The following is a 15,420-nucleotide window of genomic DNA, read 5'->3' as shown; positions in this document are numbered from 1 at the left end:
CAAGCAACTCCACTCCGAGCTGGAGAAAGTCGCAGTGCTTCCCGAACAAACAAACAGGTGTGAACCACTCTGGCCGAGATTCACGCATAGGCATGAGAACATGGCCGAGTGATTTGAACTCCTGATCAATGTCCAGCCGCTAATGATTCTTTTGCCGCTGTTTTCTGTATCTCCGTTCGCAGGTACGTGGCAAGCTAAGGACAATGCGTACTCATCGCCGCTTGGATGGGATTCCTGTGGCTTCAGGTCCTGCGAAGAGTCTCTGAGTTGCTGCGCTGAATGTTCCTCAATGATATGTGTGCGGTTGGCCCAGCCCGCTGACTTCCGAGTATGTTGCCGACTGCGCTCTATGAGAAGTGGCAGACTCTCACTCTATCTATTCTTATCCATACCTTCCCTTCTTGCTAACCTCTTGTTCCTTGTGGTTTTATTCCTGTCCAGGGTCATTTCTGCACGATTGCAGTGATCGTCGATTAGGACCATGGGTTGTGTGGTCTCCAAGCTCCTGACCGGATGATTTGCTGTAGGGGCAGATGAGAGGCATACTCGGGCCTATGAATGATGCCGGGTTTGGACAAGTGCTGGGGTTGGGACATGACCTGGTCGACCTGAAGGAGTTCGGCCGGCAGCTGGCTATGCCTGGCACGCGCATGACGAGCTTGTTCTCGTCACGGGAGCGGCGGCAGGCCGAGCAGCGGTCCCTGCTCAAGCGTGACGATATAACGGCGCATTTGGCGGTGCGCTGGGCCGGTAAGGAGTCGGTGCTCAAGGCTTGGTCGCAGGCGCTGGAGTCTGAGCCATCGCCCTATGATCTGGATGATTTCCCTTGGAGCGGGGTGGAAATCTTGGACGACGGCCGAGGTCGGCCGAGCGTAAATCTAGAGTCCTCCGTGGAAGCCAGGCTTTACGATTCCTTGCCTCTACCCGGTGGTCAGGTCGATCGAGTGCAGTTGTGCTGGCACATCGCTCTCAGCCATGACGGGCCGGTGGCTTCGGCGGTTGTGCTTTTGTGCAGGCGTGTCTGAAATTAGGCTAAGACATGTGGCGCATGTGGCGTTAATTCCTAGTTGTCGTGTTCGACAACCAAATAGAAGTCCTCGGCATGTGGGGGTGATGCTTTTACTGTGTCGAAGTCGAATTCGACGTTCAAGGCTACAAATGCAGTCAGTTCTATGTATTACATGCGTCGCTCTAAGGGTTGACTGTGGTTCGCGTGTAGACTCTACATACAGCCTCTTCTTGAGGTGTGTTCCCTACTTACGTGGAGATGATTCCGGCGCAGCGTTCGGTTGTGCGTCTGCAAAGGAATTCAGGTGCGGCATGGCCAGAGGCGTGGTTTGGGCCGAAGACGCAAAGGACCGCCCCTCCGAAGCCGAAGAGACGGCCCTTTTGCATGCAACGGGAAGCTCAGCATCCGCTGGTGATGTCAGGTTCCATTATGCACAGATAATGATGGGCCCCGTCGATCTGCTCCTGGGTGTAGTGATCAGGAGCGGGAGCGTAGCTGGAGCCGCTACCTCCCGACGAAGGCGCGGGAGCGGTATAGCCGCCTCCTGATCCGCCTCCCCGACGAGCGGTCTGGCCGCTGCGGGATCCGCCTCGTGCATATCTGGAGCCGTTGGGACGGGCCGAAGTGCTGGCAGAGCCGCCTCGTGTGTGGCCCGAGGAAGGCGCCGGAGCCGCAACGGCCGCCTGCTGGGCCTGCTGATCGGCGGCCTCCTGGTCGGCATTGGCCTTGTCGGTCTTCGAGTCATTGACTGCCTGCATCTGGTTGGCGAGGTCCTGGATGGCCTTGCGCCGCGCGTTGGTGTCTGCCTTGGCGTCGGCCTGCACGGCCTTGGCCTGGTCGAGCACCGTCTTCAGGGCATCGCGCACAGCGTTGTCCGCCACCTGGCCGTCGCTGCCCGAGAGCAGCGAGTCCCCGTCAGCGATTGCCTTGTCCAGGTGCGCCTTGACTGTCCTGGCCTCGTCATGGGCCACCTTCTCCGAGGCCGCTTTGACGCCGCGGTCGGCGGCATCAGCCTTGGCGGCAACTTGGGCGGCCTGCTGTGCCAAGGCTCTCAACGAACTCCACGAGTCGTCCACGCTGCACGAAGGCACTGCGGGGACGGAGGGCTTGGCGGCCTTGTCCACGGCGGCCACGACCTTGACGTCGGACACGTCGCCCTGGGGTATGGCCCGGGCCCGCCGCTGCGCCGCAGCCCGGTCCGCCTTGTAGGCCTTCACATTCCGAGCCGCTGAAGCCGCTTGCGACCGGCAGTCGGCCAGGGATTCCGCCTTGACGTGCGAAGACCAAGCCCAAACCCCTAGCAACAGGCCCGCGGCGACCACCAGGACGGCCACGAGGCCGACGATGAAATGCCAATGGTCGGCCTTCGCCGATGCGCCCTGCGCATTCCCCTTCCATGCCATGACTGATTCCCTTCCCTCATGGTGCAGGCCTTGTATGGTCTGCGACAGAACGCCTGCATCCTCGAAGATAATCCTTACTGATGCAAACTTTTTTGTGCATACTACGCGCATTCCCCGCATACGTGTGAATAATCACATTTGTAGCAGGCTCGCCGGACTGGACTTCATGCGTTCCCTGCATCCGCGGGCGTGATTCCATCAAGGGGAACATCGTTGTCATTGGTCCAATCCTCTTCGCTTACTCTGAGTTTAAAGATTTCAGAACGTATAGCTGGTAGGTTCGCCACGATAATTCAAAACCAACAACCAGAGTGATTTCGAATCGTTCTGTCGTCGCGTGGGAGTGCAGCAGGTATGTCTTTCGCTTCTTTGTCTTTGACTTCCGTACTCGCATATATGGGGTCGTTGCTGGTGCCTCTGGGCTTATCGATGAGGGCAGGCATAGGGAATGCTGCGGTAAATGCAACCGAGTTTACATCTTCATCCTTGTCTTTGAAGGAGGTAAACGTTTTCGGGCGATTGGTTTGGCTAGCGTATAACCCTGCTAAACATGTTTTTGACTGGATCGCGCCCAATCTTGGGGTTGTGTGGTGTGGCCAGACAAGGACGAAGCAAGTGGAACTTACGGGCTAGTACCAATGCATGGATCCGGCGAGGAGACTTATGCTAATGGTGTGTGTCAGTATGATCCAGAGTGTCCTGTACATCGTCATCGTCCAGGGACGACGTGTCCGGTGGTTTACCGCAAGAGGATGGCTGCGGCGCGTGAGGCTGAACGCCGTCAGCGACAGCGTGATGAGCTAATAGGAATCGTCGTCTTCGTGGTGGTCGTTATCATTGGCCTTGCCATCCTGAATAGGGTAATCCCCGGATTTCTGAGCACTCTGCTGCAGGGCTTCGGCTTCACGAACAAGTAAATGCCAAGCATTCATGACCCTTGCTCGCAGTCTCAATACCAAGAAGGTCTTACTATATGCTCAACGGTCATCGCACCGAGCGCGATACCTGTCCCAGTTTTCATATCATGTATTTAAAATCTGGCGAGCTCACACTTTGTACTAATACCATCTCTACCAGTCTGCTGGCCGATGCGCAGCTTGCTTGCCGGTGTGCCGGGATGACGTTGACAGGGGCGACCATGACATTCAAATGGTGATGACATATATTGCCAATCATCTGGATGAGCCCTCGATCTTCATCAGCTTGCCGCTATGACTGGCATAGGGGAGCGCAGCTTCATTAGGGTATTCGAAAAGGCAACCGGTTATACGCCTCATGCCTATGTTATGGACGCGCGAATCAATGCAGCTCGCAGCATGCTCAGCAATTCCTCCAAGCCTGTCAAGCAGATAGCTCTGAATTGCGGATATTACAAGCTGTCCGTCTTTTGCGGCGCTCTGAAATCCCAAGTAGGCATGTCTCCTATGGAGTACCGTCGCCGTACGTTGTAGATGATGGATTAAATCGATGAACGTGTCAATTACATGTTCCCTAGTGCAGAGTATCTTGGTAGAAGTCCGTAATGTTGCATAGTCCAGCTGTAATTAAGAGACTCTTATGGATGATTGCATCTGGTCTGTGCAGTATATGCCCTGTAGATGAGATTGGCACAACGTGCATAGACGGATTAAGTCGCCATGAGGCGAGGGTTGAAATGGTCTTCTGACCGTTCTTATGAAAGGGCTCATCAGTATTGGCTGATGGGCCTTTTGTATTATCTTTTATACGCTGCGCTTAAACTTTAAGTGTTAATACATGCACGCAGTATCTCTTTTTAGAACAGTCAGAGACCGAATTGACATTATCTGAGAAAGGCATTATCCTTATTTGAAAGAACGTAGTTGTTCGCCCATACGAGGGAGAAGGGTTGATGGTTGAGTTGGTTGTATTCAGATTCGAAGATGTCTACCTGCCTAAGCCGGTCACTGGTTTTTGCTTGATAAATGATGCCCAAATCAACTGTGATTTATCCTTTGGCAGGTTGTTTAGATGACGGCTGAAGGCGATGAGATAGACGAGTATCTGGCCCGTACCTCGAAAGATCATGGTTTTGAAGTCTGCGTGCAGCATCTGGTAATGACGGGATGCCTTGATGCAGCCTTCGCCGGCAGGCTGGCCGGTTATCTGTATGACCAGGATCAGGCTGATATGGGTCTGGACACTGGCCTTCTTCATGACATAGGCAAGTATTCGGATGAATTCCAGAGGATGATCAGGGAGGCTTATGATGAGCAGTAGTGTCAATCACTCCTCATACGGGATGAAAGAAGCCTATAAGCGTCATCTTCAAGAAGCCACGTTTGCCATTGCAGGACATCATGCTGGTTTGCCGGATTTTGGCAATTGTATTGATACCGAGAATTCAAGCACCTTGGTCGGCAGAATGAAGCGTCCGAACCCTGATGCCTCGCATTGGAAGGATGAGATCACTCTTCCCGAAGTCAAGCCGCTCGCTTCTTTGGGATCGCATTTCTCGGATATGATGCGTATCCGTATGCACGAATCAGCACTAGTGGATGCAGATCGGCTGGATGCCGAGTTCTTTGTCAATGGCAAAGTAGAGCGCGATGAATCACCATTCCTCGAACAGCTGCTTCAAGATCTCGGTCCTGATCGTCTGTCCAGCTCTATAATGCCGCCTCCACAGGAATTACGTGAAATAAGCAAAGCGCTGGCTGAGCAGCTGCGTGAGCATCAGTCGGTCAGAATCATGGCGCTTGCTGAAATCATGGAGCGCAGGGCTGAATCCTTCCTGTCGGCGAAGGCGAGAACGTCGTTGAATGAAAAGCGCAATGCCATATTGCGTGACTGCCTTACTCACGGAGCCGATCCTGAATGGAAACCAGGTCTATACACGCTGACCGCTCCTACAGGCGGTGGCAAAACAGACTCCTCACTCACTTTCGCGCTTGAACACGCCAAAACGCATCATATGGATAGGGTCATTTACGTCGTGCCCTACACGTCAATCATCGACCAGACGGTAAAGGAATTTGAAACCCTCCTTGGGCCAGATGAGGTTTTGCCACACTATGCAGATGCGGCTTTCCAATTGAAGGAGGAAAACGAGCTTACAGCAAACGATCTGCATCGTAGTTTTGCAGCTGAGAACTGGAACATGCCTGTTATCGTAACCACTGCTGTGCAGTTTTTCGAAAGTCTGTTCGCCAACAAGGCTTCTAAACTCAGGAAGATTCATAACATAGCCAACTCTGTTGTGATCTTCGATGAGGCCCAGACATTGCCCTTGCCTCAGCTTAAACCATGTTTACAAGCCATAGCTGAGCTGGTTACCAATTATCATGTCACTGCGGTGCTGTGTACAGCCACACAGCCGGCCTTGCAGGATTTGTTTGCCCAAGCTCTTCGACGTCCAAATCTGGCAATTCCAGAAATTGCTCCATTGAGCGAAAAGGAGCGCTCGCAATTCCGGCGCAACCGAATCGTCGATGACGGTCATAAGGACATGGATGAGATGGCTGCAGCAGTGGAAGGCCATAATCAGGTCCTGTGCGTAGTCAACACACGTAAGGAAGCGCAGTACATTTCCGCAGCGGTGCGAAAGCATGGTTTTGAAGACGGCACTTTCTGCCTGACTACATTGCAATGTGCCTATGACAGGGAACGTTTGCTGAAGCAGATACGGGATCGCCTCGCTCAAGGAGAATCTTGCAGGGTCGTATCCACGTCTTTGATAGAGGCCGGAGTGAATGTCGATTTCCCCGAGGCATATAGGGAACAGACAGGCCTTGATTCGATTCTTCAGACAGCTGGCCGTTGCAATAGAGAAGGTCGACGTGATGCGGATGCCTCGCTGGTTCATGTTTTTTCGACTGATGAGGGCCAGGTTTCGTTTTTGAAACAGAATATGCTGGCTTTCGAATTGGTGCGGGAAGACAATGCTGACCTGTCATCTTCAAAAGCGATTCATGAATATTTCACCAGGCTCTTTGGAATGTGTGGGGACGAGAGTCTCGATCAGCGGCAGATTCTCAAGGCTCATGAGCGTGGAATATCAGGATGCCGTATGCCGTTCGCTCAGATTGCTGAGCGGTTCAAGCTGATTGATACGCCAACTGTTCCCGTCTATATACCGGTCAATGAAGAAGCGAGCGCCCTGTGTGCCCAGCTGACTGATCCTCGTTGCTATACGCGAGGGCTGTTCCGCAGATTGGGCCGGTACGCGGTCAATGTCTGGCCTAGGCAGCTGGACAGACTCAAAGAGGCCGGAAAGATATCCGCTCTGGCGGAGCATGGTGCAAAGTCGGATGACGATGCATTTATTCTGCTGGACATGGGCATGTACGACAGTGCTACAGGTCTGCAGGTCGATGAAGATCAGCTGCCTCAAAACGGTCTGCAGTATTGATGACTGAAACGTAAAGCAATACCGGCAATAGGAAAGGAGACCAATGACAGTACAACTTGAGGTCTGGGGTCCGTACGCCCTCTTCACCAGACCGGAAATGAAAGTAGAGAGGGTCTCGTACGACGTGATGACGCCGTCGGCGGCACGAGGGATTCTGGAGGCTGTGTTCTGGCATCCGGGCATGGTCTGGCGGATTGACAGGATCGTGGTTATGAATCCTATCAGATTCACCAGTGTTCGTCGCAATGAGGTCAGCAGCGTGATTTCGGCCGATACCATCAGGTCGATGATCAATGATCCTTCCAAAGACAGCGCGATCTATGCTTCCTCAGACATCCAACAGCGTGCTTCCACCATTCTGCGAGACGTTCACTATGTGATTGAGGCGCACTTTGATATGAATAGCAAAGCAGCTGAAGGGGATACGCCGGCTAAGTTCATCAGCATGTTCAATAGACGGGCTCAGAACGGGCAATACTATCACCACCCTTATTTCGGAACACGGGAGTTCCCTGTCGATTTTCGGCTTTGGGATGTCGATAAGGGTCAGCCCAAGGGATTCGAAAACGGTCGTCGGGATCTGGGGTACATGTTATATGACATGGACTATAGAGATCCTGCGGATCCGCAACCTATGTTTTTCAGAGCTGAGTTGATTAACGGCGTGCTGGATGCAACTGATCCGAGGGTGAGCTCATGATTGGCGAACTAGTCAGACTTTACGACCGGCTGGTGGAGGCTGGTCAGGCACCGCGGTATGGATACAGCGTTGAAAATGTTCCGTGGGGACTGGACATAGCGGATGACGGGGCCATAACCCATGTCATTCCATTTGGGACATTGACAAAGAACAAGCAGTTCAGACGTATGATGCCTGTTCCGGCACATGCATTACGAACGGTGAAAATTCAGGCTAATTTCCTCTGCGACAACTCCTCTTACCTGCTAGGTGCAGATGCCAACGGTGCAACAGACAAGGCGGCTAAGCGCTTTGCAGCTGCTGCTGAATTGCATCGTCAGGTGCTTGCAAACGCCGAAGATGATGAAGCCCGTGCAGTGCTCGCTTTCTTTTCCCGGACGCCTCAAGCTGCAGTTGTCGAGGAGAAATTAGGCGAAGGGGACTGGAAGAAGGCCTTGACCGGTAATTTCGTCCTCTGCCGCAGCGGCTTACCTTTATCTGAAAACCCAACCATGCAAAGATACTGGGATTCATGGTTCTCTTCGGGTGACGAGGACGGTGATGATCCGGCCGCTGGTTCTGAAACCATGCAAAGTGTTGTTTCAGGCCAAGCCGTCGTTCCCGCTCTTACTCATCCAAATATCAGAGGCGTCCGCAACGCACAATCCAGTGGATCCGCACTGGTGTCTTTCAATGCCCCAGCATATCTTTCCTACAACAAAAAGCAGGATCAAAATGCTCCCATGAGCAAACGCGAAGCCTTTGCCTACACTACAGCTTTGAATACTGTGTTGAAGGACGATCAGTACACAAGAACTATCAATGATGGTTCCTTGACGATTGTCTCTTGGGCAGAATCAGGACAGGCTGAGTACTCAGCCGAGATGAACATGTGTATTGAAGGCGCCGTAGGGGTTGATCAACAGGATCTGATAGCCACTGTCACGGCCTTGTCTAAAGGAAACCCAGTTGATTTCAATGGTGTCAGGCTTAATCCGGATGAGCATTTCTACATCCTTGGACTTGCCCCCAACGCCGCCAGACTTTCGGTGTCCTTCTTCTTGAAGGACACCTATGGCAGTTACATGGAGCATGTACGTCGGCATTATGAAGATCTGGATATCGAACGCCCGAAATTTGACAAGCGTCGTGACCTACCTGTGTGGATGCTGCTTGCGCAAACTGTACCGCCCGCCAATGGTGGGAAAAAGAGGATCCCTGCTTCCCCCCATACAGTTTCCGACCTTTTTAAGGCCATTCTTACAGGTGCGCCCTATCCTACGGCGCTCCTGACTGCTGTTGAGAACCGCATTGGCGTTGAGCATGACGTGCCCCGCGCCAAGGCTGCAATTATCAAAGCGTATTTTCTTCGTCATCCAAACAACCAATGCCCTAAGGAGGTATTGCAAGTGTCCATCAATAAAGAAAGCACTAATGTGCCCTATGTCCTAGGACGACTGTTCGCCCTGTATGAGGATATACAACATGCTGCGAATCCTGATATCAAAACCACGATTGCTGATCGGTTCTTCACTAATGCATCGACCATGCCAGCCGTGGTTTTCCCGCACTTGAGCGATTTGGCGAAAAAGCACCTGCGAAAACTTTCGACTGGAACGCAGATTTACTATACCAAGCGTATCGCCGATCTGATGATCAGAATCGGCGAGAACTTCCCGACGAGATTATCGCTGCCTGAACAGGGGGCTTTCCAGCTCGGATACTATTTCGAGACTCAGGAGCGCTACAAGAGCAAGAACAAGGACGACAATAAGGAAACCAACAATGAAGAAGGAGTTGTAAATGAGTGACCAAACAGCCAAGGCTATCCAAAATAGGTATGATTTCTCCATTCTCTACGATGTTGAGAATGGCAATCCCAACGGAGATCCGGACTCAGGCAATATGCCACGAACCGATAGTGAGACCGGGATTGGAATTGTTACAGATGTTTGCCTGAAGAGGAAGATACGTAACTATGTGCAGCTGATTAATGGGGATGAGGCGCCCTGGCGTATTTATATCAAGCAGCAGGTTCCTCTGAACCGCCTCGATGCTGAGGCGCTGAAAGCGGTTGGTGTCAATGGGAATCCCGATGCGGACAGCATCGGAAAGGCTTTAAAGAAGGCCAAGAAGGAAAACGGCGAGCTGGATAGATTAATCCTCGATTATATGTGCTCCAATTTCTTCGATATCAGGACCTTTGGCGCGGTGATGACCACCTTCGTCAAAGGCGGGTTGGCCTGTGGCCAGGTGCGTGGCCCTGTGCAACTTGGATTCTCGAAGTCCATCGATCCGATTTTCCCGCGGTCTGTCACCATCACCAGGGTGGCCATTACTACAGAAAAAGACCAAGAGAACAAGAACAACGAGATGGGTAACAAGTCCATCGTTCCTTACGGTCTATACCGTGCTGATGGCTATGTGAATGCCAAACTTGCACAAAAGACCACCGGTTTTAGTGAGGAGGACCTGGCTATGCTTTGGCAGGCTATTCTCAACATGTTCGAGTTCGATCATTCCGCAGCTAGGGGCAAGATGGCTGTTCGCAAGCTCTATGTCTTCAAGCACAGCAACGATCTTGGCGATGCTCCCTCCTACAAGCTGTTCGATAGCATTCATGTGGCCCATAAGCCTGAGGTTGAGACCCCGCACAGCTTCTCGGATTACGATGTGACCGTCGATACTTCAGCTATTCCGCAGTCGGTCGAACTGACTGAAATGGTGGATGGCTGAGTCTGCTGCAATGAGTGATAATTCCATGGACTTGTCCATGGCCACAGGGCCGGCCGAATATCCTGAGGATGAATGGCTGGCCCTGTCTGGCATTCAGCATTTCGAATTCTGTAAGCGCCAATGGGCATTGATCCACATAGAGGAGCAATGGCGTGACAACACCAGAACATATGCAGGAGACTTCGAACATCGGCGTGCTCACGACTACCATGCTTCAGAAAAACGTGGCGACACCTTGATATTGCGCGACCTGCGTGTATTCTCCCGAAGGCTGGGAGTGGTCGGCGATTGTGACATCGTCGAATTTCATGCAGCTCAGGATGGAGTTGCATTGACAGGCAGAAGAGGACGTTGGAGACCCTATCCTATTGAGTACAAGCATGGTTCCAGCAAGGTCAATAATGCTGATCGTTTGCAATTGTGCGGCGAAGCCATGTGCTTGGAAGAAATGCTCTCCTGCAGCATTGGCCAGGGGGCATTGTTCTACCAGCGGACCAAGCGCCGTGAAGTGGTCGAACTCAACGATGATCTTCGCGCCCAGGTAGTCGATGATCTGGCGCAGATGCGGGACCTTTATCGGCGAGGCCATACTCCAAAGGTGAAGCCAAAGACGGGATGTCGGGCATGCTCATTGAAGGATATCTGCCTGCCCGAGCTTGTGCATAAGTCTTCCGCTGCCGACTACATTCGAAAGACCTTGAAAGAGCTGTAGGGGTAATTTGAGCAATGAGAGTCTATTGAGGGAAAAACACCAGAGGGAAGCGATGATTCATTGAGACAGATGTTGAACACCTTGTTTGTCACTACAGAGGATGCCTACCTTTCCCTGGAGCAGGAGAACGTCGTGGTGAATGAGGGGGACCGCGTCATGGGGCGGATTCCTCTACGTGCCTTGGAGTCTATTCTTTGCTTCAGTTACAAGGGTGCCTCGCCGGCCTTGCTGGGTAAGTGCAATGAGTTTGGAGTCTCATTTACCTTCTATTCTCCTCAGGGCAAGTACTACGGGTCTGTGCTTGGAGAAGCTAACAGAAATGTGCTTTTGCGACGCCGTCAGTATCACATGGCCGATGATGATAATGAGGTCTGTTCGATTGCAGCCTCGTTCGTCATGGGCAAGATATTCAATGCGCGACAGGTGTTGGAGCGCGCTACCCGAGACCACGCTTTACGGATCAATGTGCCTCGTGTCAAAAAGCAGAGTGCCCGTCTGTTGGCAGCCTTGCAGGAATTGGACGGTTGCCTAACAGCGGATTCGGTTCGTGGTGTCGAGGGGGAGGCCGCGAAGTGCTACTTTTATGCCTTCGATGATCTCATCCTCACAAATAAGGATGATTTCTACTTCGAGCAGCGCAGCCGAAGGCCACCGATGGATAGGATGAATGCCCTGCTCTCATTTATCTACGTGCTACTTTCCGGAGATTGTCGTTCTGCACTTCAAGGTGTTGGTCTTGATCCTTATGTTGGATTCTTGCATACAGACAGGCCAGGCAGATCTTCGCTGGCTCTGGACCTTGTTGAGGAATTGCGCCCTGTCTTTGCGGATCGGCTGGCTTTGTCGCTGGTCAACACCCATGTGATTAAGGCCGGAGATTTCGAGATTCGAGAGAACGGAGGAACTTACCTTAACGACAAGGGGAGGAAGCAGGTGCTCTCAGCCTGGCAGAAGCGCAAAAATGAGCAAATCATGCACCCCTTTCTTAAGGAGAAAGTGCCATGGGGCTTGGTGCCTTATGCACAGGCATTATTGCTGGCTAGATATATACGTGGGGATATGGATGCCTATCCGCCAATGTTTTGGAAGTAGGGTGGAAGAATAATGATGGTGGTTGTTGCCTATGATGTCGACACCTGCCAGGCGGCTGGCCGAAGGAGGTTGCGACAGGTCGGCCATGAGTGCATGAAGTTTGGGCAGCGTGTGCAAAATAGTGTGTTTGAATGCGTGGTTACTCCTGCAGACCGTGAGCTCCTAAAACAGCGGCTGATGACGTTGATCAATCCTCAGGAAGACAGCTTGATTATGTACGACCTGGGTGCCAGGTATTCCCGAAGGATCCATTACTACGGTGTGAGGCGCCATATCCCTGTTGATCAAGTGATGATGCTATAGAATCATGGGACTTTGGTTATATGATTTTGATTGTCTTGTATTGTTTGAGTCACTGAAATTAGATGCTGGTTAAGTGGTTGGTGTAATTCTGTAAACAGTGCATTATGCTGACTGATGTTCTGGACCATAGTTGATGCGAAACTCTAGCAATCATGTATTCGTCTGATCCTTCGCGCTGCAGATCGTTGCTTTATGACAACATTCGATCTACATTTCGCATGTTTTGTGGTCAGTGTTCTTTTCAAAGTTACAAGCGGAAAGCTATAGGTCCGAAAAAAGCTAGAATTTTAGTGAAACGGATGAACGGTTGTTTGATAACTGAATAGTGATGTTATCGACTTAAAGCACTGTTTCAATTCCGCGACTAGTAATAGAAACTAGGTAGTTGGGTTAGGCTTTTGGAAGTCGTCGGCCATTAAAGGCCGACCATATATTGGCCATTAGATGTATCATTGTGCTGTCGCTCCCTTCACGGGAGCGTGGATTGAAATCACGACGTGCTGGAACAACGGTATCCGCAGCTGAGTCGCTCCCTTCACGGGAGCGTGGATTGAAATCATTGGTGCTGCCGTGGATCGTGTCGATACGCTCGTCGCTCCCTTCACGGGAGCGTGGATTGAAATCCTACTGCCGCTCGGGTCTGATACTGCCGCTGCTGGTCGCTCCCTTCACGGGAGCGTGGATTGAAATTGCACCATGCCGGTCATTTGATCGAGGCTGGTGGGTCGCTCCCTTCACGGGAGCGTGGATTGAAATGCACTAGCAAGGGGCAAGTCTCTGCCTCAGCTCCGTCGCTCCCTTCACGGGAGCGTGGATTGAAATGTGAAAATTGGATATTAAGAGGGCCATCATGCAGGTCGCTCCCTTCACGGGAGCGTGGATTGAAATATCGGGGAATTTGCCAAGATTCCGGCTGTGCAAGGGTCGCTCCCTTCACGGGAGCGTGGATTGAAATTACGAGATCGTCAATCAGCTAGGCGCTGGTGGGGCGTCGCTCCCTTCACGGGAGCGTGGATTGAAATCAAGCTGATCGATACCACGACTGACTTGGATCATCGTCGCTCCCTTCACGGGAGCGTGGATTGAAATTGCAACACTCATGTCTGTACCTACCTCCTGTTTTGTCGCTCCCTTCACGGGAGCGTGGATTGAAATATGCAGTTGCTGGATGCCTTTTCTGATGTCCAATGTCGCTCCCTTCACGGGAGCGTGGATTGAAATTTTGTCATTGATGCCGTAAGTACGGCAAATAAAGGTCGCTCCCTTCACGGGAGCGTGGATTGAAATGCCAGGGGGAAGCGCCAGGTGCTGAAATAGTCCCGGTCGCTCCCTTCACGGGAGCGTGGATTGAAATTTCCCGTCAGCGGTAAGCTGTGCGCCTTGCGCCTGTCGCTCCCTTCACGGGAGCGTGGATTGAAATAAACCGCTGTCCCTGATAAGGCCTGAACTGCCTGTCGCTCCCTTCACGGGAGCGTGGATTGAAATATCAGAGTCTGCGAAACAGCAAATAATTGAAGCGTCGCTCCCTTCACGGGAGCGTGGATTGAAATGCCTGTGGTGGATCGAATAGCCGGTAGGACACGGTCGCTCCCTTCACGGGAGCGTGGATTGAAATCAGCAAGATCATCATGTGGAGCTGATCATAAGCGTCGCTCCCTTCACGGGAGCGTGGATTGAAATAATAGTCATGTACGCAAGACTTGACAAAAGCATGGTCGCTCCCTTCACGGGAGCGTGGATTGAAATTACCCCTCATCCACCGGGCCACGGTCTGCTTATGTCGCTCCCTTCACGGGAGCGTGGATTGAAATACAACATGGCCGTTCACCGTGCCCCTGTAAGAACTGGTCGCTCCCTTCACGGGAGCGTGGATTGAAATCAAGCAGATCGAGAATGACCTCGCACCGCTCGGCGTCGCTCCCTTCACGGGAGCGTGGATTGAAATATGCAGACCCGGATCGCCAAAGTGAAAAAAATAGGTCGCTCCCTTCACGGGAGCGTGGATTGAAATAAGGATGCGGCCGTGGACACCTGCTACGTGGGCCGGTCGCTCCCTTCACGGGAGCGTGGATTGAAATGCAGATAAGATTATTAACTGGCTGCAACCAAGAGTCGCTCCCTTCACGGGAGCGTGGATTGAAATCATGTCAGCTTGGCAATCTGCGATGGTTTGCGCGTGTCGCTCCCTTCACGGGAGCGTGGATTGAAATAGCTCCTGGCGCTTTCCGTTGGATCGTGGACGCGTCGCTCCCTTCACGGGAGCGTGGATTGAAATATGGGGAAAATAGTACACTGTTTGTACACACCTGGGTCGCTCCCTTCACGGGAGCGTGGATTGAAATGAAGCCAACCTCGAGCGGGTCCCGGCAGGCCTGGGTCGCTCCCTTCACGGGAGCGTGGATTGAAATGAGAAAGTCAACCACCTGATCACTACGTACGGGCAGGTCGCTCCCTTCACGGGAGCGTGGATTGAAATGTCTCAAAGGCTTGGAACCGGTTGAGTTCACGGCCGTCGCTCCCTTCACGGGAGCGTGGATTGAAATCATCCTGAAAGCCTCGTAGCGTATCATCCGGGGTCGCTCCCTTCACGGGAGCGTGGATTGAAATTCAGCCTCTCTTAGCTGTATTAGACGGGCCTCTTGTCGCTCCCTTCACGGGAGCGTGGATTGAAATGACGGGGCAGCCTTGGCTACAGCCATCATGGGTGTCGCTCCCTTCACGGGAGCGTGGATTGAAATTGCCGCTGGGGTTGCTGCCGCTGATATTGCCGCGTCGCTCCCTTCACGGGAGCGTGGATTGAAATCCTTTGTCATGGCTGACGGAAAACTGTATGACCTTGTCGCTCCCTTCACGGGAGCGTGGATTGAAATCCCTTAGATATTATTAATATATTTGATATATTGACTGTCGCTCCCTTCACGGGAGCGTGGATTGAAATCCAGCACGTTCGCCGCCTACGCTGGGCCTTTCGGTCGCTCCCTTCACGGGAGCGTGGATTGAAATTTCCCGTCGGCCGTGGTCTGCGCCTTGGCGGCCTGTCGCTCCCTTCACGGGAGCGTGGATTGAAATTTATGGGCAGGCCGCTACTTGCTGAGCGATGCTTGTCGCTCCCTTCAC

12 protein-coding genes and 1 CRISPR repeat array (1 of these 13 cut by a window edge) are annotated in these 15,420 nt (G+C 52.4%); of the genes, 9 read left to right on the top strand and 3 right to left on the bottom strand.

The annotated features are described in order from the left end of the window. Nucleotides 1-554 precede the first annotated feature (554 nt). Nucleotides 555-1,025, top strand: coding sequence for a holo-ACP synthase (locus tag H3S97_RS02210; RefSeq protein WP_198219485.1), 471 nt, complete (start codon nt 555-557; stop codon nt 1,023-1,025). Between the two features lie 382 nt (nt 1,026-1,407). On the opposite strand, the gene H3S97_RS02205 is transcribed toward H3S97_RS02210, so the two are convergent. Both H3S97_RS02205 and H3S97_RS08465 read right to left on the bottom strand, forming a co-directional pair. After that, on the bottom strand, nt 1,408-2,412 hold the full coding sequence (locus tag H3S97_RS02205; RefSeq protein WP_198219484.1) for a hypothetical protein: 1,005 nt from the start codon (nt 2,410-2,412) through the stop codon (nt 1,408-1,410). Between the two features lie 800 nt (nt 2,413-3,212). After that, complete coding sequence (locus H3S97_RS08465) at nt 3,213-3,344, bottom strand: hypothetical protein (protein ID WP_269749232.1); 132 nt, start codon at nt 3,342-3,344, stop codon at nt 3,213-3,215. 279 nt (nt 3,345-3,623) lie between these two features. On the opposite strand from H3S97_RS08465, the gene H3S97_RS08560 reads away from it, so the two are divergent. After that, nucleotides 3,624-3,863, top strand: a complete 240-nt coding sequence (locus tag H3S97_RS08560; RefSeq protein WP_198219482.1) for a helix-turn-helix domain-containing protein — start codon at nt 3,624-3,626, stop codon at nt 3,861-3,863. Between the two features lie 454 nt (nt 3,864-4,317). Here H3S97_RS08560 and H3S97_RS02190 read toward each other — a convergent pair whose 3' ends face one another. Continuing rightward, a complete protein-coding gene (locus H3S97_RS02190; protein ID WP_198219481.1) occupies nt 4,318-4,587 on the bottom strand; it encodes a hypothetical protein in 270 nt (89 codons plus the stop codon). A gap of 52 nt (nt 4,588-4,639) precedes the next feature. On the opposite strand from H3S97_RS02190, the gene cas3 reads away from it, so the two are divergent. Genes cas3 through cas2 form a run of 7 tightly spaced genes read left to right on the top strand, consistent with a single transcriptional unit; the run spans nt 4,640 to nt 12,303 of the window. After that, a complete protein-coding gene (gene cas3 / locus H3S97_RS02185) occupies nt 4,640-6,781 on the top strand; it encodes a CRISPR-associated helicase Cas3' (RefSeq protein ID WP_198219480.1) in 2,142 nt (713 codons plus the stop codon). Between the two features lie 43 nt (nt 6,782-6,824). Next, complete coding sequence (gene cas5c, locus H3S97_RS02180) at nt 6,825-7,481, top strand: type I-C CRISPR-associated protein Cas5c (RefSeq protein ID WP_198219479.1); 657 nt, start codon at nt 6,825-6,827, stop codon at nt 7,479-7,481. Further along, the gene (gene cas8c, locus H3S97_RS02175; protein WP_198219478.1) at nt 7,478-9,271 is read left to right on the top strand and encodes a type I-C CRISPR-associated protein Cas8c/Csd1; all 1,794 of its coding nucleotides are present in this window, start codon (nt 7,478-7,480) and stop codon (nt 9,269-9,271) included. Before cas5c ends, cas8c begins: the two co-directional genes overlap by 4 nt. Further along, nucleotides 9,264-10,196, top strand: a complete 933-nt coding sequence (gene cas7c / locus H3S97_RS02170; RefSeq protein WP_198219477.1) for a type I-C CRISPR-associated protein Cas7/Csd2 — start codon at nt 9,264-9,266, stop codon at nt 10,194-10,196. The genes cas8c and cas7c overlap by 8 nt, the downstream gene beginning before the upstream one ends. Nucleotides 10,197-10,206: 10 nt before the next feature. Further along, the gene (gene cas4, locus H3S97_RS02165; RefSeq protein ID WP_232356211.1) at nt 10,207-10,908 is read left to right on the top strand and encodes a CRISPR-associated protein Cas4; all 702 of its coding nucleotides are present in this window, start codon (nt 10,207-10,209) and stop codon (nt 10,906-10,908) included. Nucleotides 10,909-10,968: 60 nt separating this feature from the next. Continuing rightward, complete coding sequence (cas1c, locus tag H3S97_RS02160; protein WP_198219476.1) at nt 10,969-12,000, top strand: type I-C CRISPR-associated endonuclease Cas1c; 1,032 nt, start codon at nt 10,969-10,971, stop codon at nt 11,998-12,000. Between the two features lie 12 nt (nt 12,001-12,012). Next, a complete protein-coding gene (gene cas2 / locus H3S97_RS02155; protein WP_198219475.1) occupies nt 12,013-12,303 on the top strand; it encodes a CRISPR-associated endonuclease Cas2 in 291 nt (96 codons plus the stop codon). Between the two features lie 459 nt (nt 12,304-12,762). Beyond that, a CRISPR array of direct repeats spans nt 12,763-15,420; the repeat unit is 32 nt; unit sequence GTCGCTCCCTTCACGGGAGCGTGGATTGAAAT; it runs 5,464 nt beyond the window's last position.

Origin of the sequence: Bifidobacterium choladohabitans (genome assembly GCF_016102005.1) — a bacterium.
Classification (GTDB): Bacteria; Actinomycetota; Actinomycetes; order Actinomycetales; family Bifidobacteriaceae; genus Bombiscardovia; species Bombiscardovia choladohabitans.
The sequence above is the reverse complement of the archived record's forward strand: the minus strand, read 5'-3'. Positions and strand labels throughout refer to the sequence as shown.